General features: G+C 39.5%; 20 protein-coding genes. 15 read left to right on the top strand and 5 right to left on the bottom strand.

Annotation, left to right across the window (positions count from 1 at the left end; translation table 11 throughout):
* Positions 1–158: 158 nt before the first annotated feature.
* Positions 159–1,775: a hypothetical protein gene (locus EO92_RS02705; protein WP_048169088.1), complete on the bottom strand. Its 1,617-nt coding sequence runs from the start codon at positions 1,773–1,775 to the stop codon at positions 159–161.
* Positions 1,776–2,695: 920 nt separating this feature from the next.
* Between EO92_RS02705 and pdxS the strand changes: the two genes are divergently transcribed.
* From pdxS to EO92_RS02650, 9 genes are all read left to right on the top strand, one after another.
* Positions 2,696–3,592, top strand: coding sequence for a pyridoxal 5'-phosphate synthase lyase subunit PdxS (gene pdxS, locus EO92_RS02700; protein WP_048132552.1), 897 nt, complete (start codon positions 2,696–2,698; stop codon positions 3,590–3,592).
* Positions 3,593–3,813: 221 nt separating this feature from the next.
* Positions 3,814–4,413, top strand: coding sequence for a pyridoxal 5'-phosphate synthase glutaminase subunit PdxT (gene pdxT / locus EO92_RS02695; protein WP_048169086.1), 600 nt, complete (start codon positions 3,814–3,816; stop codon positions 4,411–4,413).
* 856 nt (positions 4,414–5,269) lie between these two features.
* The gene (locus EO92_RS02685) at positions 5,270–5,764 is read left to right on the top strand and encodes a PH domain-containing protein (RefSeq protein WP_200896726.1); all 495 of its coding nucleotides are present in this window, start codon (positions 5,270–5,272) and stop codon (positions 5,762–5,764) included.
* On the top strand, positions 5,757–7,196 hold the full coding sequence (locus tag EO92_RS02680) for a PH domain-containing protein (RefSeq protein ID WP_235283141.1): 1,440 nt from the start codon (positions 5,757–5,759) through the stop codon (positions 7,194–7,196). The genes EO92_RS02685 and EO92_RS02680 overlap by 8 nt, the downstream gene beginning before the upstream one ends.
* Positions 7,197–7,825: 629 nt before the next feature.
* Positions 7,826–8,233: a pyridoxamine 5'-phosphate oxidase family protein gene (locus EO92_RS02675; RefSeq protein ID WP_048169081.1), complete on the top strand. Its 408-nt coding sequence runs from the start codon at positions 7,826–7,828 to the stop codon at positions 8,231–8,233.
* A gap of 550 nt (positions 8,234–8,783) precedes the next feature.
* Complete coding sequence (locus EO92_RS02665; protein WP_235283140.1) at positions 8,784–9,548, top strand: ArsR family transcriptional regulator; 765 nt, start codon at positions 8,784–8,786, stop codon at positions 9,546–9,548.
* Between the two features lie 62 nt (positions 9,549–9,610).
* A complete protein-coding gene (locus EO92_RS02660) occupies positions 9,611–11,428 on the top strand; it encodes a TolB family protein (RefSeq protein WP_048169075.1) in 1,818 nt (605 codons plus the stop codon).
* Entirely contained in the window at positions 11,425–12,321 is an 897-nt protein-coding gene (locus tag EO92_RS02655; protein WP_048169073.1) for an ABC transporter permease, read from the top strand. The genes EO92_RS02660 and EO92_RS02655 overlap by 4 nt, the downstream gene beginning before the upstream one ends.
* An 11-nt stretch (positions 12,322–12,332) precedes the next feature.
* The gene (locus EO92_RS02650; RefSeq protein ID WP_048169159.1) at positions 12,333–13,253 is read left to right on the top strand and encodes an ABC transporter permease; all 921 of its coding nucleotides are present in this window, start codon (positions 12,333–12,335) and stop codon (positions 13,251–13,253) included.
* Between the two features lie 269 nt (positions 13,254–13,522).
* Here EO92_RS02650 and EO92_RS02645 read toward each other — a convergent pair whose 3' ends face one another.
* The 4 genes from EO92_RS02645 to EO92_RS02630 form a co-directional block, all read right to left on the bottom strand.
* Positions 13,523–14,407 carry an ABC transporter permease gene (locus EO92_RS02645; protein WP_048169071.1) on the bottom strand — a complete coding sequence of 295 codons (885 nt, stop codon included), beginning with the start codon at positions 14,405–14,407 and terminating at the stop codon, positions 13,523–13,525.
* Between the two features lie 12 nt (positions 14,408–14,419).
* On the bottom strand, positions 14,420–15,274 hold the full coding sequence (locus EO92_RS02640; RefSeq protein WP_048169069.1) for an ABC transporter permease: 855 nt from the start codon (positions 15,272–15,274) through the stop codon (positions 14,420–14,422).
* Positions 15,275–15,278: 4 nt separating this feature from the next.
* On the bottom strand, positions 15,279–16,970 hold the full coding sequence (locus EO92_RS02635; RefSeq protein ID WP_048169067.1) for a PD40 domain-containing protein: 1,692 nt from the start codon (positions 16,968–16,970) through the stop codon (positions 15,279–15,281).
* 96 nt (positions 16,971–17,066) lie between these two features.
* Entirely contained in the window at positions 17,067–17,465 is a 399-nt protein-coding gene (locus EO92_RS02630) for a hypothetical protein (protein ID WP_048169065.1), read from the bottom strand.
* A gap of 589 nt (positions 17,466–18,054) precedes the next feature.
* Between EO92_RS02630 and EO92_RS02625 the strand changes: the two genes are divergently transcribed.
* From EO92_RS02625 to EO92_RS02600, 6 genes are all read left to right on the top strand, one after another.
* A complete protein-coding gene (locus EO92_RS02625) occupies positions 18,055–19,626 on the top strand; it encodes an NEW3 domain-containing protein (RefSeq protein ID WP_048169063.1) in 1,572 nt (523 codons plus the stop codon).
* 2 nt (positions 19,627–19,628) lie between these two features.
* Positions 19,629–20,639, top strand: coding sequence for an ABC transporter ATP-binding protein (locus EO92_RS02620; RefSeq protein WP_235283139.1), 1,011 nt, complete (start codon positions 19,629–19,631; stop codon positions 20,637–20,639).
* A 162-nt stretch (positions 20,640–20,801) separates the two neighbouring features.
* On the top strand, positions 20,802–22,385 hold the full coding sequence (locus EO92_RS02615; RefSeq protein ID WP_048169061.1) for a PD40 domain-containing protein: 1,584 nt from the start codon (positions 20,802–20,804) through the stop codon (positions 22,383–22,385).
* A 14-nt stretch (positions 22,386–22,399) separates the two neighbouring features.
* Complete coding sequence (locus tag EO92_RS02610) at positions 22,400–23,305, top strand: ABC transporter permease (protein WP_048169060.1); 906 nt, start codon at positions 22,400–22,402, stop codon at positions 23,303–23,305.
* A 5-nt stretch (positions 23,306–23,310) separates the two neighbouring features.
* Positions 23,311–24,180 (top strand): ABC transporter permease, encoded by an 870-nt coding sequence (locus tag EO92_RS02605; protein WP_048169059.1) that lies wholly within the window; start codon positions 23,311–23,313, stop codon positions 24,178–24,180.
* Between the two features lie 369 nt (positions 24,181–24,549).
* Positions 24,550–25,221, top strand: coding sequence for a YIP1 family protein (locus EO92_RS02600; protein ID WP_048134229.1), 672 nt, complete (start codon positions 24,550–24,552; stop codon positions 25,219–25,221).
* Positions 25,222–25,799 lie beyond the last annotated feature (578 nt).

Here is a 25,799-nt window from a genome sequence, read left to right as displayed (position 1 = left end):
AAAAGATCTAAACATGAGTTAGATGAAATAGAAAAGATCTAAACATGAGTTAGATGAACCTGATTGTAAGTCTTGTTCAAATTCGGTTTTAAGGACCGGAATTTGACCGGCCCTTTCATAATTCTGATTTCACCTGATACAGGCATTGAGGCAGAGGTTTATTTCCTGTGCCTCAGCCAATATGCTGCTGCCAGGCCTGAAACTGCAAACCCGAATTCAAAAGCCGGAGAAGATTCTACATCACCTTTTTCGTTCTGAGCTTTAGGCTCTCCAGTTTCCGGAACCTGTTCTTCATTTTCATTTATTCCTTCGTCGGCTCCGATTGATTCAGCTTCATCCGAAGCCATTTCTCCAGTTTTGGAAACATTTACTGCACCTTCCTCACCTTCAGGCACAAGGTCTATTATAATCTCATGTTCCGAAAACTGCGGGATATATACTGCAATTGAAGCTGTCTCGTTTTCGTATAGCCTGTAGCAAAGAGGTCTGTTTCCATCTGCAAAGAGTTCGTCAATGCTGTCAGCGTCTTCAATTATTGCACCGTCATATCTGATCCTCAGACGGTCGGGATTGGTGAGGTTAATGGTCTCATTGTCTACGTTTATATTGATGACTCTTCCATCTGGCAGGTCTGATTCAATGCCAAGTACAATGCGATCTCGATCCATTTCCCTTACTTTCAGGCTAACAGGGGCATAATTTGTGACTGAAACCTTATCCGAACCTGCACGGAAAACGATCTCAGCTCCGAATCTTCCGGTTGCTATTTCCCTGTTAAACACCTGATGCATATAGGTATAATTACCACCGTACCTGTATCCTGTTTGCATCAATGAAGGCTGCATCGGACTTGCCCTGAACATTACCACACTATATTCTACAAGATTGACTTTGATTTTATCGCCCGAAATTTCTGCTTCAGTCCCGTTAATAGGGCCCTCGGGATTTTCGGTAAGGGGATTCCTGAAAAACACCAGATATCCCTCGAAATTGTTTGCGGTAATTTTTATGGGGACTGCATTCTCAAGCCCGCTGTAGATATTCTTTTCCAGGCTTGCTTTTACTCCATCTGCAAGGTTGTAAGTAACGGTTTTATTTGCAAAAGCCCTGACCTGGAAAATCCCCATGGGAGAATCTTGAATCAGGATCTGGCTGTCAACACCCTGGTAAAAAGCTGTTGTTTCCGTAATCTGTTCGTCAAGGTACTCAAAATCCGAAATCTCAACCGAATCAAAGAGAAGGTTTCCTCCTACAGCGAAGTTTTCTATTATCCCGCTTTCGTTGAAGTTGAATGTGGTAAAGTTTCCACAGGCACAATTTCCCTGCTGCATGAAATACATCCCACTGCCTCTACCGGCTCGCATTGCCTGAGTGGCCTGCTGGCGCATCAAAAGCCTTTCCCTCGGGTTAAGAGTCGTATTCAGCTGCTGCATATTCATTACCATGTAACTGGCAATTTCCTGCCCTGAGACCCCGTACCGCTCTTCAATCTCCAGAACCGTAAGCTGCGTGTCCATATCTTCCGGAAGCTCGAGATCAGAGATCGCATCTTCAACCTGGACCCCGAAGGTGTCTGATACTTCTTCAAAGGTCATTGACCCAAAACCATCAAACCTGCTGTCATACTGCGCAAAACCGTAACCATGCATCATTCCGGGACCCATTCCCGCCCCTGGACCGCCTCCCGGCCCCATCTGGGCATGTGTCGGTAACGCAACAAGTACGGTAACCAAAAAAGCACATAACAATGATACATCCAGACGTTTAATCCTCATTTTCTATCCCCCCTAACGTAAGTAAATAGTAATTGCCTGAAATCCAGAAACTAGCCCGGCAAAAAATACCCTGTATGTAATGATTCAACACATATTATAATTGTTTTTTCATGTATTCTCTCGCGTCTCTGTCTGAAATATAAAATATATTCATTGGTCATCGGTTAAGGAATATTCGTTTCTTAGGCTACCGATATTATATCAGAAGTCTGCCTCAAATATAGCCATATTTACCAAAAATCGATACTATGCTCCATCTCCAGCTCGGATAAAATTTTGAACATCTGTTGTGGAAATGGATGCAATTTATCATGCTTCTTCACTTAACCGAAGACGCATGAAAATATATTAGAGAAGCATATGTCCCTCATAAAAAGAGCTTCACATCTCGTCTTTCCGGCAATTTACAAAAACTTTATATCGGAGAACTGAGCGTTGGAGATTCATATTTAATCTTACTTCCTGTGTTTAATCTCCGTAATCAGATCGTAAATTACCGGATATATTATAAAGATTGAAATTATATGAAAACTGAGATAGATAGATCAAACCGAAAAGTTAACTTATAAAAGTGCTTTTTAAAAGTACTGCAAAGAATTTCATTCAGGCTCCGAAGTATATTCGGGATAAATAACCGGAGAAACAGGCAGTCATTAAAAGTGTTAAGTCTCAGTAAAAAAAAGAAAAAATGTTAAATCATTGTAAGTTAATTTACTCTGAACTCTGGAATTAAGGAATAGCTTAAATAATGCTTTTAACTATTGAGCGTATTCACAATTCACTGGAGAAATAGCATACTGAAAACCGCAACCTGTTGGTTGTAACTGGTGGAAAGGACTTGATGGCCGTTTCATCTGTGGAAAAGATTTCCCACGGCAATATATCTTAGAAATCTGATCAAAACAAAGAGGATGACATTCATGGACTTTGAAAAATTGAGACACGGGACCGAACTTATTAAGAGGGGCTTTGCAAGGATGCAGAAGGGGGGTGTGATCATGGATGTGACAACCCCGGAACAGGCCAGGATCGCAGAAGAAGCCGGAGCAGTTGCTGTTATGGCCCTTCAGGCTGTCCCTGCAGATATCAGAAAAGAGGGCGGAGTTGCCCGTATGGCAGATCCCGAAATCGTCCAGCAAATCATTGATACGGTTACTATCCCTGTAATGGCAAAGGCAAGGATCGGGCACTTCGTCGAAGCTGAAATCATGGAAGCACTCGGTGTTGACATGGTAGATGAATCCGAAGTCCTTACCCCCGCCGATCCTTTCTATCACATAGACAAGACACAGTTTACAGTGCCCTTTGTCTGCGGAGCCAGGAACCTCGGAGAAGCCCTCCGCAGGATCAACGAAGGAGCAGCCATGATCCGGACGAAAGGAGAAGCCGGAACAGGAGACGTCAGCCAGGCAGTAAAGCACATGAAGCAGATTCAGGGCGAAATCCGTGCCCTTGCCGGCAAGACAAAAGAAGAACTGATAATGGTTGCCAGGGAAATCGAAGCTCCTATCGAACTTGTAATGGAAACCGCTAAAATGCAGCGCCTGATTGTAGTAAATTTTGCAGCTGGTGGAGTTGCAACCCCTGCTGATGCGGCTCTTATGATGCGCCTTGGTGCAGACGGGGTTTTTGTAGGCTCAGGCATTTTCAAAGCCGAAAACCCTGAAAAGATGGCAAAAGCAATCGTTGAAGCCGTAAACAACTACGATAACCCTGCAAAACTTGCCGAGATTTCAAAAGGCATAGGCGCCGGAATGAAAGGCATCAGCGTAGACACGATCCCTGTTGAGGAAGCTCTTCAGGAACGCGGCTGGTAACCCGCCCGAGTCCCGTCTCGGGAGGACGGGGCCCTTTTCACTTCGCTCCCCGAGTTTCGCTTCGGGAGCACGAAGTCCTTTTCGCTTCGCTCAAGAGGACTAAAAATTCAATTTTTTAAAAACAGATTTATTCTTGCAGGTTTGTAAGAATAAAATTTATTTAATTTTTTACATTTTTTGATCAACAAATAAAGGATTAATTTTGGAAAATGGTGTTTTTTATGAAGATAGGTGTAATCGCTATTCAGGGAGCGGTTTCTGAGCATGTTGATGCTTTGAGAAGAGCCCTTGCAGAGAGAGGGGTTGAAGCTGAGGTAGTTGCGATAAAGCATAAGGGAATTGTGCCGGAGTGCAGCGGGATTGTGATTCCTGGCGGGGAGAGTACGACGCTTTGCAGGCTGCTTGCCCGTGAGGGGATTGCAGAGGAGATAAAAGAGGCGGCTGCGAGGGGAATTCCGATTCTCGGGACCTGTGCAGGATTGATTGTGCTTGCAAAGGAAGGGGATGAGCAGGTGGCAAAGACCAGCCAGGAACTGCTTGGGATTATGGATACAAGGGTTAACAGGAACGCTTTTGGGAGACAAAGGGATTCTTTTGAGGCGGAACTTGATGTGGCTATTCTTGACTCTCCTTTTACCGGCGTGTTTATCCGGGCTCCCGGAATCGTGAGCTGCGGGCCTGGCGTGCGTGTACTTTCCAGGCTTGAAGACATGATTATTGCTGCAGAACAGAGAAATGTGCTGGCTCTTGCATTCCACCCGGAATTAACTGACGATTTGCGCATCCACCAGTATTTCCTGGATAAGGTTTTTAACTGCTAAGAGTTACAGGGGTCAGGTTAATGGGTTTATCCTGTAGCTGACCATGATTTATTTCATTTGTTTCTTTGGCATTAAAGTACGTGATTATTTGTTTTTCACGTACTCTCTCCTTCCGTTTTTGATTTGTGGTTTTTATTAAAATCATATCATATGCTTTTCATTTTATTTCTCATGATTAAGCAATTTTGAATAATCTTGCCTTATCTACGATATCACCTATCAAAGAAAATATCTGTTCCATCGTATTGTCAGTTTCAGGAGTAATATCTTTCTTCAACAGGTTTACATTCTTCGTGAATATTTCTTTTTAGGGTCCTCTAAAAATCATCAATTTTTTAAGGGTTAATTAACCTTTTTTAGTAGCTTACGTATAATAATAGTGCTTTTCCGAGTAAAGTACATGTAAAAAACATTTTATTTTTTTTATTTGAGAAATTATAAACCCTTAATTTCATATTCAAAATCTTATTGTCCCCTATTTTAAACAACAATTTGAATCTAACAAAAAACGAGTCAAAAGCAGTAATTAAAATTAATTTTAGCTTGATTGAGTATAAATGGTTAATTTGCCTCTTTTTGAGCTTTAAAAGCGTAATAACGGTTATTTTTTCCAAAAAAATACTTCGATGTTGCCTCCACACATAAGAAGTGGATATAAACTACCCGCAAGAAAATAGCGAAGGGTCAAATATTTAAAGTGGTTTGGATAATTCCTACACTGTAAACCTAAATTTGATAAGATATTGTCAACAGTTCAAAATGATTAATATTAAAAAAATTCACAAACTATGATAATCAATAACGGTAAAATATAAAAAGGATTAGTATATTTACCTGATGAAAGTGGGTTTTATTCTTGAAGGCGGACTTTTTGCAAACTATTCCCGATCATCAGATAGACGAAAAAGCGGTCTCATACTGGCGCTGGTCGGGACTGCTCGGCTCTTTTTTGTATTGGCTGGTACCTCTGGCTTATTATGGTGCCATGAGGCTCTGGAACTGGCCTGGATGGATTCTAGCTATTATTATAGTTTTGGTACTGCTTATATCTTTTCTGGAAATCACGGTGATTCCGAATATTCTATGGAAAACGTGGCGTTACGATGTTTCTGAACACCAGATTGATCTTTATCATGGTGTGTTTATTAAATACCGTACTTTAATTCCCATGGTACACATCCAGCATGTTGATACTGTACAGGGACCATTAATGCGTCATTTTGGGATTTCTACGGTAACTGTATCAACTGCAGCGGATGAGCATGAAATACCTGCACTTGCAGATGATGTGGCCGCTGAACTACGAGAAAAGATTTCAGTATTAGCCCGGGTAGTGGATGAAGATGTATGAACCTCAACGTCTGCACCCAGCAGCAATACTGGAGTTTTTGATAGGAAATATTTATAAACAGTTTCAATCCTTACTGCCACTTATTATTCTGGTATTTGGGCAAAACGAAATTCGCCGGTGGTTTCTTTTTGCATTGCCTGTAATACTGCTGCTGTATGTGTTATATACAATAGTTTACTGGCTGCGTTATGTATATTATATTCAGGATGATGAACTGCATCTGGAATTTGGTATATTCGTTAAGAAAAAACGATTCATTAGTTTTGGACGAGTTCAATCAGTTCAGGTATCTGCCGGAATAATTCAGCGTATATTCGGCCTGGTGAAACTGCAGGTAGAAACAGCCGGCGGAGGGGACAAAGCCGAACTGGTCCTGCCTGCTATTTCCAGGACAAGGGCAGAAGAGCTCCGGTATATTCTGGAAAGTAAACGACCCATACCAGCCCAGAAATGCCAGGAAACAGAAGATCAACATACAGGAGAAATTTTCCGGCTACCAACCCGTGATTTGTTCATTCTGTCCAGCACCTCCAACAGCATTGGGGTGGTACTGGTAGGTTTACTTGTGATATTCTCGCAACTGGAAGATGTCTTTCCAGATCTCAACATATGGAATATTATAGGGGATTATGTAAAGGAGCTTGCTGGCAAAACAATCACTACTATTGTACTTGTTGTTTTAGTCATATTTTTACTTGCCTGGGTTCTGTCACTGTTAGGGAATTTTATTAAATTTGGCGGCTTTGAACTCATACGTATGGATAATAATATAAAAATTAATCGCGGTCTCATGGAAAAAAAGCAGCTCACCATACCAATTAAAAAGATTCAGGCTGTACGCGTAGTAGAAAACGTTCTGCGTCAACCGTTTGGAATGGTTAGTATTCAGGTAGTCAGCATCAGCAATGCCGGAGAAAAAGGCGAATCTAGTGTTCTTTTTCCGATAATTCCTCGTAGACAGGTAGAGGAATTTTTAGAACAGGTCCTGCCTGAGTTTGCTGTCCCGCTTGAAACCAAACAGCTTCCTACCCGTTCACGGATAAGGTATATTTTAATAAATCTTATACCGGCATTTCTTGTAACTATATTAGCAATGTTCTTCTTACCTTATGGCTGGTTCGCACTCCTGCTGTGGCCTCCGGCAATTTTGCTGGGCTTTATTCAATATCGGGATGCAGGCTTTAATATACAGAATAATAAACTGCTTATCAGTTCAAGGACCCTGGGCAAGGTTATTACTATAGTTCCCAGGCAGAGAATACAGTCTCTAGCTGTTTCTAACACCTATTTTCAAATAAAACGTAAACTTACTACATTGCATGTAGAGATCGCCTCCGGCAGCATTACTGCCAGTAAAAAATTGGTCGGTATGGATAAAGAACAAAGTGCAATGATCAGCAGGTGGTATTCTGATTTTGGTGGATACATATAATTCCGGTACCCCCTAATATCCAGGCAACATTGCATAAAAAACAATATTGTATATACATATAGTATATAAAGATAGTATCTAATTATTGGGAAACGTGGCTCAAAACAAAAATCCACTGACGTTTTTGTCCCAATGAAACCTGTTGGAATTCCTTGTATGCATCCCCAAGGACAAATTTTCCCGATAAACTTGCAGACTTGCCTTTTCCATTTACTCATTCTGAAAAAATCAGCGTCTTTTTAATTTTTTCTGGTTTTTCTTCAATTTCAGAAATACTCATAAAATTTCATCCGAATCTGAGTAAACCAATATCCTCTCCTTGGAAAAGGAGATCCATTCAGATAGACACTTATAAATATATTCCGATGACAAATTAATTTTTGTGGAATTCAGACCTTTTAAAATAAATTTTTGTTTCCAGTCGCTTCAAATGGCTTTATTTATTACGAATTTCAGAACAGTGTTCTTCTTTTGCACCTATATCCGATAACCAATTTTTTATATATTTGTCGCTCTTTAATTGTTTATAATCCAAAATACCACCAACGCCCTAACTTACTAAATAAGTGATAGGGTTACGTATAAGGATTTATTCTAACAAAAACAGATCTAATGAAGGGGTGAAGTGAATGGTCAAATTGAGCAGCGAAATGGTCGAAGATTTTGAAAAAATGAAGGTTTTTCCCTTTGCCACAGCCTCCAGAAATGGAGAACCAAATGTCGTACCAATCGGCTTTTGCAAGCTTCAGGAAGACAGAGAGACAATCTGGATTGCGGACAATTATTTCTATAAGACCCGCCAGAACCTTGACGAAAACCCGAGAGGTGCGATTTACGTATGGGGCCCTGAGGTTAAGGGGTGTTACCAGATAAAAGGGGACTTTGAGATAAAGACCGAAGGGGAAGACTACGAGAAGATGTATAAGGCGGTCAAAAGCATGGGAGACAGGTTCCCTGCAAAAGCCCTTGCTATCATGAAGATCACGGATGTTTACGAGTGCAAATCCGGAGCAGGAGCCGGAAAGCAGCTTCTTTGAATGCTCTTCCGAAAAGATATAAATAATTTACGATTTTGTCCTGTCGGGGAGGATAAAATACCGTCCTCGCAATCTCTCTTTTTTTGAAGAAATCTATCCTCCAAAGGTAGCCTGTGCCTTTTTTCAGATATTTTTGCATATTTTCTGAAATGCATATTAAAGGAATACATGAGAATGATTGTTTGATACTTTGGAGAGAAACTATATATGCTCGGGTTTCTTACCCCTATGGACAGTATGAAAAGATGAAATGTATCAATACTATGTATGGCTGCAGGCTTAGTATGTCTACAGGCTTACTGGTCGTGCCTGCAGTCTCGGCGGAAGAGGAATTATTGCAAGTCCATTTCCTGAAGATTCTTCAATCCCTCCTTAAAAGGAATATGTGGCAATCTCCTGCCCGGCAGATTCCTCTAATGCCGAGTTTTAATTTTTTATTCTTCTGCCTGCTTATCGCATAATCTACGGGCAGACTAACTAACAATAACTCTCAAGCAGGAATATATAATACAGGAAATTTAAAAGTTGAATGCCTATGAGGAATCGGTCAGTGGAACCGAAGACTGAACGTTTAATATTTACCAGCTCTAAGCTTGAAAAAAAGCTTATCCTCTGTATATTCTTTTTTTTATTCACAACAACAGCCGGGGCTACGGAATATATTGTAAGTCCGGCTACAACTGATCAGGCAGGAGCTTCAGTTAACGGAGAAGAGGTAGTATTGCTCAGGGACTTTACAGTTTACTGGCAGTTTCTGCTCTGGCTGGCCGTGATGAATATCCTGTCGGTAATAGATATACTGCTGTTACCTGCAAATCTTATTTTTGCAATACTCGGATTTCGAGTGGTAGACTATTCAAATACTATTGGAGTTCTGAAGAGGAAAAACATATATGATTTTATCAAAACAAGGCCCGGGACCTATATAAGCGAGATTGCAAACAATATGAGCCTGAACCGGGGGACACTGCGTCACCATCTCCAAATTCTCGAAGCCGAAAATATGATAGAAGCTCAATGTTCTTGTGGAAAAGTCCGATACTTCCAGAACAACTCCACATACGACGAAAAAGAAAAACGTGTTATTTCAGCTCTTCAAAATGAGATGAACCGAAAGATAATTTCAAAGATATTAGAGGAAGAATGCAACACCAATGGAGACCTTGCCCTTACAACGGGAATTTCCAGATGTACGATTTCCTGGTATATGAAGCAATTAAAGGAGCTGGACCTGATTGAAGAAAATAAGATGGGAAGGAGTAAAATATACAGTATAAATCCTGTTTATCGGGATACAATTGAAAAACGTATTTAAAGTTTTTTGAATAACGGGCTCAAACAGAAAACTAAACAAAATTTACATTTGTAAGGGATTATATGCCAGAAATACTGAAAATAAGCCTATTCTTAATCCTTCTGATTTCAAGCATACCCACAGGTTTCGCAGCTTCATCCGAAAACCTCAGCATGAGCATTGAAGAAACCATATCCATATCACAAATAGTGAACCCTTATTTTGGCAGCCTTGTAGAATCTTCTAAAACCAATCTCAAAGAGCAACCTATAATTAGCGGTTCATGGAGTCCGGATGGCAGCCGATTGGTGGTAGAAGCATCTATTAACTCTCAGTATGGAGCTACCCTTCATTCAATTTATATCATGAACGCAGACGGAAGTGGAATTCGGGAACTTGCATCAACCCCAGGCAACACAAAAGAAAAATCCCTGAGCCTGCATATTCTGGAAAACCCCTATACACAGGAAATAACCTGGAGTCCAGATGGAAATCGGATAGGAATTTTTGCTAATATTTTCACGGTAAGGGACTTTTATATAATTGCTGATCCGGATAACACATTGATTAAGACTGCAGGTAAGTGTAATTACGCGACCGTTGATGAAATTGGGAACAATATTCTGGATCTTGAATGGCAAACTAATTTTATGTGGAATCCGGAAGGCACAAAAGCTCTTATAATAATGGATCAGGATCCTCGAAGTTATCAATTATACTTAATTGACCCGGATGGCTATGTGCTCCAGAAGCTTACAGATACATCCAATCGTGTAGAGCCCGCACTCTGGAGCAATGATTGCAAAAAAATAGCATATAGTGTTACTGGCCCAAATGAGGAAGAAGAAACAGGCCTCTGGATAGTAAATGAAGATGGAACCGAGGATAAGAGACTAGTGGATAACGGAATTGTGATTGCCTGGAGCCCCGATGACAGCAGAATCTTCTATGTTGATGCAAACTCCGGTCTATATTCAATAAAGGCTGATGGAACCGATGAGATTCAACTTTCAACAAGTTTTGTGAGAAATGAAGATGTTTTTAGTTTCAGTCCAGATGGAAAAAGTCTTATTTTCAGTACCGTAAACGATGACAGAGTCACTATATTTTTGACAGACTCGACAGGAAAAAATGCAAAAGTGCTTGAAGAATTTCCGGGATATATTATTTTCAAGCCCAGCTGGTACCCGAAAGGAGATAAAATAGCTTATGCACAGGACGATGACCTTTATACGATTAACCCTGATGGAAGCGAAAAAAGCCTTATCGCATCCGCAATAACCGACTATAAATGGCATCCTTCAGGAAATTTTATCAGTTTTATTTCATCAGATTCTGTTTTTGTTGCAAGCCCTGATGGATCAACAAAAATACAGCTTACTGAAGATGGTGATGATTATAGGTTTCTGGCAGATAGGGATCTGAATGGCTGGAGTCCTGATGGAAGCCGGTTGCTCGTTCGAAACGACTTCAAAGATTTATCCGTAATAAAACTCGAAGGATATGAAGATCCTCTCTCCATTGATTTCTTGACGCCCATAGAGGGAGAAAACTGCGAGCTAAGAGTTCGTTGCATGTCGGAACCTGTTACAGATGCTCTTCTGACCCTTGATGAAAAAGAAATTGGTTTTACCAGCAGTTCGGGTTTCCTTAACTACAGCTGTCCTGATGCGGGCAGGTATGTAATAAATACCAGCAAAATAGGATACAGGTCCGCAAGCAAAGTTTTTATCGTGGAGGAGAACTCCTCCGCATCTCCGGAAAAATTCGTGGTTCTGGAAACATCTCCTGATTCTGGAAAAGAGGAAGATTCAAGGCCCGAATTTCAGGTTCCGGGGTTCAAGGGGATTACTGCAGTCCTGTTCCTTCTTTTTTTCATCCGCAGGTGGAATTCTCTGTGAAGGCAGACCTGAAAAATATCGGGATCATCGCCCAGAAAGAATTCGCAGATTACCTGTACAGCCCTGGTTTCAGGATGTTGCTTGGGATCTTCACATTTGTTGTTCTTTCGATGAGCGTTATTTCGGGAAAAGAAGGGTGCGAGCTCTTTAATCGGGGCTTCGGTTTCATTGATGTTGCTCAGGTAATAACGCTTTTTATTCCCGTTCTCGGGCTTGCCCTCGGCTTTGATTCGATCGTTAGGGAAAAAAATTCCAAATCGTTGAATACATTACTGACACATCCTGTTTTTCGGGATAATATTATCAGTGGAAAAATCATTGGAGGTCTTGGAGCTCTTATTCTTGTGGTCTTTATTTCGGTTACTGCTTCAATTGGTACTGTCCTGATATTTACAGGAATAGATGTCGGCTTTTCCGAACTGAACAGGATCCTCATCTTTTCATTGCTCACTTTTTTATACCTTTCGGGTTTTTTTGCCTTCAGCCTGATAATTTCAATTATTTCGAAAAGTTCGGAAAGCTCTTTTATTTCCGGACTTGTAGTGTGGCTAAACCTGATTTTAATCTTTGGAGCTATAGTTACTGCTGCCTCATCTATTATTACCGGGGAATTGATAGTTGACCTGGATAATAATGATGAAGCCAAGGTTATGAGTGAAGACTTGCAAAAACTTTCTCCTGCAAGTTACTATGCTGAAGCTGTAACCGGAGTCCGTGTAAGTTATGGAAGCTTTGGAATTTCTTCAGGCAAAGAAACAAAAGGAATTTTTGATACCAGAGTAGGGCTTGGGAACTGGTTTGCTGATTACTGGATAAATCTGGTGGTATTGACAGGCATACCTTCACTGATGTTCATAGTTTCGTATGTAGCATTTCTCAGAAGAGACATATGAGGGGAAAACGAATGAATTGTGATTTCGAAAAAGCTTTAGTAATAGCCCAGAAAGAATTCGCAGACCGTCTCTGGAGTCCTATTTTTCTTTCCTTACTAGGAACTTTAATAATAGCAATATTTGCAGTTACTTATAGAGAGGTTCTTCAGACCGAACTCTATAGCCAGATAGGACAGATACCTGTACCTTCATCAGCAGTTCTTGAGGGTTTTTACAGTACTTCGCTGATGATGACATGGTTCGGCCCGCTTGTAGGTATCGCCTTAAGTTTTGATAGTGTAATAAAGGAAAGAAAATCGGCCTCTTTGAATGTTTTGTTAACACATCCCGTATTCAGGGACACAATCATTCTTGGGAAAATGCTTGGAGCCGTACTTCTTCTTCTGGTAGTAATGATGGCCTCAACTGGGATTTCCCTGGGCACAATAATTCTCCTTCTGGGATCAAAAGTAAGTGCAATGGAGTTAAGCCGAATTGCAGTCTGGTTCATCCTTACTTTCCTTTATGCCCTGGTGTTTCTTGGTATCGGACTTGTTTGCTCTATCTATGTTCGAGAGGCTACGGATTCACTTGTCTATAATATCGTTATCTGGTTAACTCTTAGTATTATGTTTTCCTGGATACTGAAATTTTTAAGTTATTCACTCGAACCTGTAGTAAGTGCTGGAGTCCAGGATATAACTGATAGTCTTTTAGCTTTGTCCCCAATGCACCATTATGCTGAACTGAGCACCGGAAAGACAGGTCTTGGATGGGGTGCAGGAGGAGGTTCATATGGCAGAGATAGTATGGAAGGGATTCTGGATATTCGTTTTACGCTGGCTCAGTGGTTAAAGGAATTCTGGACAAATCTTGTAGTCCTGTTTATAGCTCCCCTCCTTCTCCTGATAACTGCATATTTGAAATTTTTGAGGGAGGATATAAGTGCTTGATGTGAGGGAAATGAGTTTTTTGTCTTTTAACTGAGTTCTTTGTCTTGGAATGAAAGTGCTTTCAAGTACTTTCATTTTTTGTGCCTGCTATTTGGAAATATTTCATGTGCGTTTTTTTGTGTGGAACTCTTACAACACAGGTTCGTCCTTAAATTAAGCTACGTAATCTGCTGTAAACGGCAAAGAACCTGAAAAAATATTTGTTTGTGTTTGAAACCATAGATTTTATCTCTTTATCGGTTAGTATTTCATGCTCTGAATTTTCTCCTTCAGTACGTTATGTCCTTTTTCAAAAATGCGAGTATGGAGCCTATAAGCAAGATGAAAGGCAGCACAAAAAGATACGCCAGGTTGGGCCAGAACTGCACTGCCCAGGCTCCAAGTGTGTAGCGTGTGTCAAATATCCCTCCGATTCCGGAAGTCATTCCTGTATCAGTACTCTTGACTCCCACGGCAGTTGCAGTAAAATGATAATCAGGTAAGAAGTTCTTTAATGCCTGAGTCTGGTCATTTGCTATATTTAGATTTTCAGAAAAGGCATAACTTACAGTAAATATTAGCTTGGCAAGCAATACTGTTATGATAAGCCAGAAAATAAGGTTGAACATAAGTGAATTATTTGATTTTTTTGATATTGTTGAGATCATAATAGATATTGCGAGGAATATTAAAGCATAGAAAAAAGTCAGAAATACAAACATTTCAATCCTTATGATTTGCTGCATCGTAACAGGAAGACCAGAAGCCATGAGCATAACTCCTGTTGCCAGATTTATGGAAAAGAAAAGCACCAGTAGAATACATAAGCCTGATCCAAGGATTTTACCAAGAATTATATTGTCTCTAAACACAGGATGTGTCAATAAAACATTCATGGAACTTGATTTTATTTCTTTGACAATTGCATCAAAACCCAGTACAATACCCATAACTGGCGCAAAGCGGCCGACAACCTCTGCGACTCCTTCAAATCCTCTCATCAAATCAGGACTGCCAAGAACATTTACAGTATATTCGACTTCTGTTCCCTGTACATACGACCAGGCAAGGACAACCAGCATGAAAGTGGTCGTAAATAAAAGGAATACAGGACTTTTCAGATGGTCAGCAAACTCTTTTTGGGCTATTACTTTGACATTTGAGATATTTTCCATTGTATTCCCTCTTTAAATATCATCTCTCAAAAGTGAAATGTATGAGGCTGCCAGAAACAGAAGCGGAAGAATTAGTAAAATTATCACGTTTTGCCAGTAATATCCAAGCAGGTAAGATAGTGAATACCCGGTATCGAGAAATCCATGTACGTCTCTCTGAACATTAAACCCTCCATAATAACTCAAATCCTGGGCTCCAACGGTTACCTCCGCAAAATGATGCAAAGGTGAGATATTGTAAAATGAGGATGCTGTAGAAGCAAATTCTTTTGTCATATCAAACAGTGTTTGACCTGATACGAAAGATGCCAGCGTTATTATAGTGGGTCCAAGGGCGAAACACATATTGATCCAGACAAAAACCCCAAAGGTAAGGGATTCAATTTCCGTTTTACACCAGACTGAAGTAAAAAGCCCAAATGCGGCAAAAAGTAAAAGATAAAGAAAGGTAAATATCCCGAAAATAAACAGCCGCAAGAGGGAATCAAACTCAGCAATTTTTCCGGAAATAATAAAGTCCGATGCTGCAATTATTACGAGGGATAAAAATACTACAAGAGCAAGAGTTATTGAAATCCCTAAGAATTTGCCTGTAATAATATTATCCCTGAAAACCGGTTGTGTCAATAAAACATTGAGGCTTTTGCTATTTTTTTCTTTAATTATCCCGTCATACCCAAGGGCTATGCCTATTAATGGAAAGAATACTGCGATTACCTGGACAACATCCCAAAAATCACTTGTGAGGCTTTGCAGATATATGAACATAGTACCCATAAATATAGCAAGGAGCACGAAAAAACTTGGTTCATGCAGTTTGTCCGAAAATTCTTTTTGTGCCAGTGTTAAAACGCAGTTTTTATTCACGAGATCATAACTCCTTACTTTTATGCAGCAGCCAGATTCCCATTATGCAGGTAAACATTTGTAAAAGCATAAAGGAAGGAGATTGCTTGATTATTTCTTGACTCTCAGTAATCTGTAATGTATTTTTGGGATCTGGTTCATTGATCTGGACTTTATCAACGGTGCCAGATTTTTCGCCCTTGATAATTTCCTTTACTGGCAAACTCTCCCAGATTGACGAAAAGTTTTCAGAATCCAATTTTACCAGAGAGCTATTCCCATGGTCCCACCCGGGATTCTTATTTATAGTGGATCCGATAGTGAATTGATTTCCATCAGGGCTCCAGTTTATGCAGGTATCATATCTTCCCTTTACTGCAGGTGTTACCTGAGTAAGATTAGAACCATTGGAATTAATGATGAACAAAGGAGCAGCAATATCAAATTTATAAATGTCATTGTTTTCAATCATTCTTCCAGTAGCTGAGTCAAAGGCGGACATAAAAGCTATGAAGTTCCCGGACGGATTTATTGAAAAATGCTGCCTTTCGCCAAAATATTTCCATAGGTAGGAGTAAGTAGGTCCGAAACTCGTGATAAAGGACAGATTGGTTCCGTCAACATCTATCGAATAAAGCTTGTTTCCATTTTCAACAAACAGTATTTTCTTTCCATCAGGGAACCATTTGGGCTCGCTAGCGTTGCCTTCATACAAAAGACGCTTATTATTTTCGTCTCCTTCTACAATATACAGATTCCTGTTCTGATTTACGAGCAGAAGAGAACCGTTTGGCTGCCAAAATTCTTTTGTCAAAAGATATTGATCGTATTCGTTGTTTCTATCGTAATAAGAAATATTTCCTTTTAAATTCGAACCATCAATATTAGAGATATAGGTCTGACAATCGTCGCTATCTGGTAACCCTGAAACCAAGATTATTTTCTTTCTGTCAGGGCTGAGCAAAAAACATACATATTTTTCATTTTTGTTTTCCGGCTGGAAAGTCTGAATCAAGTTGCCCCTATCATTAATAAGTACTACAGTTCCTTCATCGGTGGCGATGAGGATTTTACTAGAGTCGTACAAGACAGGTTGTGGATATGTAGCTGAAGAAAGTTCACGTGAATTTGTTCCATCTCCATCTGCTATATATACTCCAGTGGAAGATTTTCCTGGTTTCTGCCACTCAAATACGATTTTACTGGAGTCTGGATTCCAGTTAAGATTCTTCTGATAACCAATACCCCCAAGATTCTTTAGTATGTATGAAAGATCTGTATAGTTAGTCCCTATACACCTCAAATTTGTACCATCTGGATTGCAAATGATATAACAATAACCGGAATTTGTTTCGTCAATCCTTGAAACTTCGAAATATACCTTGTCACCTGACGGGATCCATTTTGCTTGTAATATTCCATTGGTATCCGATCCATTAATTCCATAATTTATTTCCCCGAAAGTATGAGAATTCGTGTCTAATAAGTAATGTTTAACAACACTATTTGAAGGAGGAACCCATTTGTAACAGGTTACAAGCAAATATTGTCCATCAGGACTCCATTCTGTTGAAGTTGTTGTGAATCCTTCTTCTATCTGGAGAATTTTGTCAAATGATGTAGTGCTAAAATTTGAATCTTCGGATACAGGGTTGGCAGATGCTATATTCGTAGCAAATAGTAACGAAAATATAATTACCATAATATTTTTTAACATATAAAATACCCGTCCAAGTTTAGAAAGTTATCTTATAATTTTTAAAAAAAATTTCCATTCTAGTATTCGCACCAGAATGGAAATTTTTCTATACTCTCAATACCTCCGTACAGTAAAGGTATAGTCTCCAAGGTTAGCTGGAGTCATAGTAACGTATACTGGGGCATAATTCAGATAAGTATCAGGACAGGCGTTATTATCTTTCTGTACACGCTGCATAAAGGAATGTGCACTGTTACCTTCGTACATCTGAGCTACTCCACCCTTTGAAATTGAAGTTGGGTCTAGGTATAACATAACCGATACACTACTAGCAGCATTAGTTTGACGCCAATAATCTGCAGTGTCACCTACGCTTAAATATCCACTAACAGAGTTGTACCCAGGGCCTAAATCGAAATGAGCTGCTGTTAACCATGTTGATCCTGCTTCAGGATTTTCTTGATTTGCTGCCGCAACACCCACAAGCATAATACATGCTGCGAGTGCTAACATTAAACTAGTACTGCGATTCCGAAGTAGGTTCACAAAAGTTGACTTTTGAATCTATTTACCGATCACTAATATTTCCCACTAAATCAGGAATTTACTTTGGAATCGAAGCACTAGCTTTTATGTTCATTTCATACTACCTCTCAAAACTTTTCTATTGAGAGATAAAATCCGCAAGTATTAAGTAATCTTAAAACTATGCAGATTTACCTCTTTTAGGGGTTGGAGTTCGATCATTTTTTTCGCGCTCGGTTGAACTCCATAACTTGATACTTTTTTTCATGTATATCACTTTTATGTCCAACGTCTCTAACAATTCGCACTTTTTATTATTATAAAAATGAGTTATCAAAATCTAAGCTTCATTTCCTGATTGTTAGAGAAACTGGTCGGAAAACTTTTAAGCAAAGACATATTTTTTAGAAAAGTATAGATATTTTTCAGGATGAAGTAGAGTTTTGGGAATTGAAGCTGATCCATGAGATGTGAAAAAAGTCAATGGCTTTTATCAGCTGAACCTTGCAGCCATGCTTAAAGCTCCACTAATTTTTCCTGATTGTTACATGTATGATGTTTTTGAGGAAGGATATAAGTGCCTGAAAATGAAGCAAAATTCCTCCTTGTGTTATTCATGCTGTTTATTTTTATGCCCTTCCCTGCCGGAGCTGACTTTGCCAAGATCACTGTTGGAAACGATATCAGTGGCAAGTTTGCGAGGCCAGGGGACCTTGTGGAGTTCAGCTTTACTGTGGAAAAGGGATACAATACTTCTGAGAGCACATCAGTTATGCTTTTTACAGGTAAAGTCCCCGAAGGCTGGACTGCAGGCATATATGCAGATGGAAGTCAGGTAAGCCACATAACCCTGCCTGAAAAGGCAGGTGAAAAAGAACTGGTTCTTAAAGTCAGAATCCCTGAAAATACAAAAGACGGTGAGTATACTCTAAAAATAGGTCTTCGCCCCTATGGGGAAAACGTCAGAAAATCTGATGATACAATATATAGGGAATTTACGGTAACGGTTGACAGGGCTGCAATGCCTGACCTGGAAATTTATTCTGATATTCCGGGAAAAAAAACCCATCCGGGAATTCCTGTCAGCTTTGGGGCTTTTGTGGAAAATAAATATGATAGTAGAGCAAACTTTCGGATATTTCTTGTATCAAAACCCGAGCAGTGGGGAGTTGACCTGCTTTCCACAGACGGAGCAAGAATTACGAGGTTAGGAGTTCCTGGAGACGGGAGTCAGGAGTTTAAAATTCTCATAAATCCTCCGCTCAATGCAACAGAAGGAGATTATGAAATTTTGATAGCAGCATGTCCGGAGAAAGGGAATCAGAGCGTATTTTTGCCGGTCAGTGTAAGCATAAACCCAGAACTTGCGCATGATGAGGATCTAAGTGCGTATGTAGACCTGAGTTCCAATGTAGTCGGGATTGGAATCCGGCCTGAAAAAACTGCGGAATTTGCAGTTACCCTGAAAAACCGGTATGATCAGCCGCTTAAACTGGACCTTGAAGTCCTGAGCCTTCCTGAAGGCTGGAAAGTGGACTTTGTCAATAAAGAAAATAAGGAACAAAGGCTTGCTTCCCTTATGCTAAAAGCAGGAGAGGAGCAGGCTTTTACAGTAAAGGTAAAGCCTTCTCAGAACGCTACAGGAGGGCTTTATCCGGTCACAGTGGCGGCGGCAAACGGAAACAAAAAAGTTACACAGCAGCTTGAGGTAAGTATCAACAATAACATCGAAAATGAAGAGCTGCTCAAAATTGATTCAAGCTCCAGCGAACTGGCACTGAATCCCGGAGGTACCACTCAAATACAGGTCATTGTCTCAAATCAGGGGGATGAAGAGCTAAAAGACGTCACTCTAGAAATTAACTCTGTCAGCGGTATCAGCACTCAGATCCGGAGTTTTGGGACAATAGAAAAGCTGGAAGCAGGAGAGTCCAGAAGCATTCCTGTAGAGATTACTGCAAATGCCAATGCAGGCTCCGGTGTTAAGGAAATTTTCATACGGGCAAAGAGTGACGACTTTATGAGCTCTGAAAAAAGTATCAAGGTAAATATTGAAAAATCAGCAAGCAGTGGGCTTCTTGGGATAGCAATGCTTGGATTTGCAGTCCTTGTGCTTGTTTTTGTAGTACGTAAATTCGGAAGGCGGTAAATATGGAATCAACAGGTTTGGAATCAACAGGTATGGAATTCGAGCAAAGTGAAATTGTACAGCACACAGACCAATTTGCAATAGAAACCATTCATTTGAGTAAAATTTTCGGAAAGGAAAACCAGATCCGTGCAGTTGACAACCTGAACCTGCAGGTAAGAAAAGGAGAGGTATTCGGCTTTGTTGGGCCAAACGGGGCCGGAAAGACCACAACCATGAAAATGCTTATCGGACTGCTTGAACCAAGCGAAGGAAGCGGGAAAGTTGCAGGTTTCGATATAGTCCGTGAGGTAATAAACATAAGGGAAACAACAGGTGTCCTTCCTGAGCCTGCCGGTTTTTATGATAATCTCACTGCAAGACAGAATCTGCGGTTTTATGCAAAACTCTACAATATCGACTCCGATGTGCGGGAAAAAAGGATCGTAACCCTGCTTGAAACCGTCGGCCTTGCCCGTGCCATCGACCAGAAAACAGGCGGCTTTTCCACAGGCATGCGAAAGCGTTTCGGGCTTGCTCAGGCTTTGATCAACGAACCTCTGGTCCTTTTCCTTGACGAGCCAACAAGCGGTATCGACCCCCTTGGAGCCCAGATGATGAGGGACCTTATAAAGGACCTGAACCGGAACAAAGGAGTTACTGTTTTTCTGAGCTCGCATTCTATGGAAGAAGTCGAGGAGATATGTGATAGAATAGCAATAATCGCAAGGGGAAAGCTGCTTGCAGTTGGGTCTGTGGAGGACCTGCGGAATATAATCAGAGCAAAAGAAGGCGTGCATTATTTGCTTGAGGTTCAGGACATTCCTCTCTCTGAAGCTGCAGAAGCCATAAAGAATGTAGAGGGTGTGCAGGCTCTTGAAATTCAGGGTGGAACTCTATATGTGCATGCGAAAACGAAGCTCCGTACAGAAATTGCAAAAGCTATCAAAAAAGCAGGTGGAACTGTATCAATGTTTGAGGAAGAAGAAATGAATCTGCAGAAACTGTTCCTCAAAATTATTGAGGGGGCATAAGAGTATTTATGCATCATTTATTGATCATGGAATCGTCATAAATCACCTTTATGGAGTGGGTGCTCGTTTTTTTAGATTTGATCAATGACTCTCCCCCACTACCCAATTGATAGCATACAGGCAAGAAAAATCCTTAACCGATGACCTATGGAGGAGGGTTAAATGTTCAATAAACAAGTCGCATTAATGCTAATGTTCATTGCTCTATTTTGCATATCTTTTCAACCAGTTTCTGCAAGTGGTAGTCTAAACCAAACGAATGTAAGAGTAGTATCTGACTTGAATCAGACAGTGGGTAAAGATATCATAAGTCTTGTGGACATGAACAGCCTTGATATCGGAAATAAACCTGTTTTTGATATAATCTGGAGCCCTGATGGCAGCCATATGCTGATTGATGTTTTTGTTAGTGCATATCCGAAAGGAAAAACTCAGTTAGGTGGTGTAGATGCGTTGTATGCAGCAAATGCGAATGGATCTGGAATAACGCGTTTTGCATGGGCAGAAATGACTTCCAGAAATGGTGGAAAAACAATTACTCCTCCTGTATGGAGCCAATCTGGTGATTATTTTGCATATATGGAGCTGGTAGAAGGAAGCGGGTATAAGATAAAATCTGCCAGTCTTTTCGTTATGTCAAATGATCTAAATCTTATTGAAAAGGTAGAATTAGATTCAAAAATGATAGGATTAGAAACCGGTTTATCTAACTTTAAATGGTCTCCAAAAGAGAATAAAATAGCTTTACTCGTGTCTGGAAAAATTATCATTTACGATATGGATGAAAAAAATGATTTTAATTTTAGCATATCGGGTGATAACGTAGAAATAGACGATATGGAATGGTCTCCAGATGGTAAGAAAATTGTGTTTTCAAAAAATAGCCACGAGATTATTATTTTAGATATTGAAAATGGAACATTAAATCCGATTTACTCTGCAGAGCAGGTTGGAATGTATGGCGAAAAATGGAGTCAGGATAGTAAAAAATTACTATTCTATGAGATTAAAACATCAGAAAAAGTAGATGATGTCAGTTACGATATATATTTTATGGATGAAGACCTGGAGAAGCCTATAAAAATTAAAACTTTTACTACTGGTTCTTCAAGGGTGATACAATGGTATCCAGACATTGAAAAGATTCTAACTAAAAAATGTTCTGATGATTCATGTGCACTGTATTCTCTCTCAATAACAGGAGAGATGAAAAAACTGATCGAGAAGGATAAAGATATTGACGGTAGGGTGGCGCTTAATGGTAGTATCTCAGCAGTCAGTCTCAATCCCAACTCCCCGACTCCACCTTATACAAGAACTTATGACCTATTTTTACTCAACGGATCAGACGGGTTGACAATCGAGAATGTATCCTATTACTCGTGGAAAGGTACAGATGTCCTATTCGTTAAAGATCATAAGCTCTCAGTACTAAACACCAGCACACATGATATGTGGAACACACAACTACCATCGAACGATTTTGATAGGTTAAGTTTGGATCCTTCCGACCATTTCATTGCTGTAGATAATATTATTCTCGGAATAAATGAACAAGATACTCACACGCAAATATCCGCAGGAAATTACACAAACAGTACGGCCCCCGAAGTGAAAATTAAAAAAGATATAGATGAGCATTCAAGAGAAGATGCCACTGAAGAAACTTCTGGATTACCTGGATTTCCTGCAATTATTGCATTTATTGGGGTATTAATTGCATTCTTCTGCATACATAAAAAATAGTGTGAGGGTTAATTGTGGAAAAATACCAGAATATGTTTGTAATCGCACAAAAAGAATTTGCAGACAATGTATGGAGCCCGAGGTTCGCAATACTTGTCCTGGTATTCACTACTATTGTTTTTTCTCTAAGTTATGGCTCTGGAATTGGGCCAGAAGGGAATTCCATATCCAGAGGTTATCTTGACATCTCTCATATTATTTCACTTTTCTTGCCATTTATGGGAATTGCACTTGGCTTCGATGCAATTAGCAAAGAGAGGGAGTCCGGGTCTTTGAATGTGCTTCTGACGCATCCAATATATAGGGATGATATCATTGCTGGAAAAACACTTGGAGCAATGATTACACTAATTCTGGTAGTATTTATATCAATTTTCACAGTTCTTGGAACAATACTTTTGGCATCAGGAACCGAGTTAAGTTCACCAATTCTGAACCGATTGGTAATCTTTGCAATTCTTACATACTTATATCTATCAATATTTCTGTCACTTGGCATACTTAGTTCGATTGTAACAAAAAATGCAACGAAATCACTAGTATACAACATAGCAATCTGGGTTGTATTATGTATTGTATTTGGTATGATTTGTGCTACAACTGCTTCTATTGTAACTGATCATAAACCCACGGATTTAGACAATAATGAGCGTTTTTTAGGACTCAACGCAGATATTCAAAAATTGACGCCAGCACATCATTATGCTATGGCAGTAAGTGGTAGTCCTAGTTTAAGTTGGGGAGGTGTCTCGAGTGAGAGACCAAACGTGAGAGGTATATTTGACATGGAATACACCCTAAAACAGTGGTGGAATGAACTCTGGATAAATGTTTTAGTTTTGATTATTACTCCTATCTTTTTGATTATAATAGCATTTATAATGTTTTTGCGCCAGGATGTATCAAAGGATATGGGGTAATTTGAATGAAAAATAATAATGTATTTGTGGTTGCTCAAAAAGAAGCTGCTGACCATCTTCAAGATGCCGGATTTTTGGTGTTGCTTGCAACATATACCGTAATAGTATTTGCCTCTACCTATATGCTTGGTTCCTTGGCGCATGACGATAATTCAGTCCTCCTGAGTAGCATTCATGTCAAAATTATATCCCAATTTACGCCGTTGGTTGGCATAGCTCTGGGATTTGATGCAGTTGTCAGAGAAAAGAAATCCGGATCACTGAATGTATTATTAACTCATCCACTATTCAGAGATAATATTCTCGCAGGGAAATTACTTGGATCAACGTTATTGATAGCTGCTATAGTTGTATTTTCGGTTTTTGTATCTATAGGAACACTCTTGATCTTTTATGGAGTTGAGGTCGGATACTCGGAACTTATCAGAATAGCCGTGTTCGCAATTCTCACATTTTTCTATGCGGTGACATTTTTGGGAATTGCAATTTTAATCTCCACGATAGTAAAAAACTCCACAGATTCACTAATCTGCAACATTGTTATATGGATTTTTATCTGCATATTATTTGGTGCAATTCTCAAGACAGTTGTTGCCATATTGACAGGTCAAACATCGAATGAAGGGATATTGATCACGCAACTTTTGAATCTATCACCATTGCATCACTATGCAGAGGCTGTAACTGGCAGAGCTGATTTGAGTTTTATGGGAGTTAACGTCGAACCAATCGTTAGAGGGATTTTTGATACTAGATATACTCTTACTCAGTGTTTTAGAGAATTCTGGATGAACATTGTAGTGCTGATAATGACACCTATTATACTTTTCATAATGAATTTCATTACATTTCTTAGAAAAGATATTACTTTGTAAGAGATAACTGAGATACAAAAAACAGACTTTCATTGCCAAGGATCATCCTTCTCTGAATGCGTTTGCTGGTACTTTCTCCATTATTGTGAGCGGTGTTTTGAAAGATTACAGATTGAAATCTGCCAGCAACTTGATCTTACTATCAATTGGAATGGAAGAAAAATAAGATGCTAAGCATATTTTCAAGAGCATCACAATGAACCTCGGCTCCTCTAAATAAAAAAGGAAGACAAACGAGTGGAAGTCTCAGTGATCAAATCAGGCGAAACCTGAACTGGCGAAGTAAAACCTAAATACCTGATTAAGCATATTGAAGTTTTATAAATTGTATGACATTTACTAGATAAAATTTAAAATGGTGTAAAATATATGGATAATCTAAACCTAAATAAATTATTATTTGACCCGAATTCGTTTTTCAGGGAAAAACTAGGAAATGAAGTCAGTTTTAAGTATCCTCTATTGATAATACTTGTAATCGCTGTATTAACAATAAGTTCAAGTTTGCTGGTCATGAATAACCTTAAAGATTCGTTTTCTTCTGACATGGATTCATCTATATCTGCTTCAGTAATGTCAATAGGTATCATTGGAGGTGCCATCGGGGGTTTGATTGGAACATTTATTAGTTGGTTTGTACTGGCTGGAATCTTCTATTCAATATCCTATGTATTTGCTTCAAAGGGTTCTTTCAAGAGAACGTTAGAGTTTGTAGGTTATGGATTTGTGCCACAAATATTCAGCAGCGTGGTAAGTATTATTGCAATGTATTTCTTGTTATCTTCGGTTGATTTTTCCTCACAAGACTCACAATTTATGGCCCAGGGTATAGAGCAGATGTTCTCAAATAATCCCCTGTTTTATACCTCGCAAATAATTGCAATTTTATGTTTCATACTGTCTGCATACATCTGGATATTTGCACTCTTGCATGCCCGAAATATGTCATTTAAAAACGCCGCTATTACTGTCGGTATTCCAGCAGGCCTGTCTATTGTTATCCAGATATATTCATTCCTGTTTACTTCCGCAAGCCTGTAATTCTGTAGAAATAATCTTATCAGAAATGTTGGAAGCTAATCAGGAATGTTGTATCAAATCTGAGAGGGCATACACCTCTAGTTGATTGAGATCAACGTATGGGTGACAGGTTCCCTGCAAAAGCCCTCTCCATTACGGAGATCAAGGAAGTTTGTGAGTGTAAATCCGGAGCAGGAACCGGAAAGCAGCTTCTTTGAAAGCCTTTCAGGCGAGATATAAAAAATTTATGATTTTATCCTGTCCGGGAGGATGAAATCCCATCCTCACAATCGCTCTTTTTTTGAAGAAATTTATTATACAAAGGCAGACTGTGCCTTTTTTCAGATAATTCTGCATATTTTAGGAAATACATATTAAAGGAATACATGAGAATGATTGTTTGATACTTTGGAGAGAAACTATATATGCTCGGGTTTCTTACCCATATGTGACAGTATAAAAAGATGAAAAGTATCAATATTATGTATGGCTGCAGGCTTAGTATGTCTACAGGCTTACTGGTTGTGCCTGCAGTCTCGGCGGAAGAGGAATTATTGCAAGTCCATTTCCTGAAGATTCTTCAATCCCTCCTTAAAAGG

Source organism: Methanosarcina sp. 2.H.A.1B.4 (assembly GCF_000979385.1).
GTDB lineage: Archaea > Halobacteriota > Methanosarcinia > Methanosarcinales > Methanosarcinaceae > Methanosarcina.
This window is presented reverse-complemented; position numbering and strand designations above follow the sequence as displayed.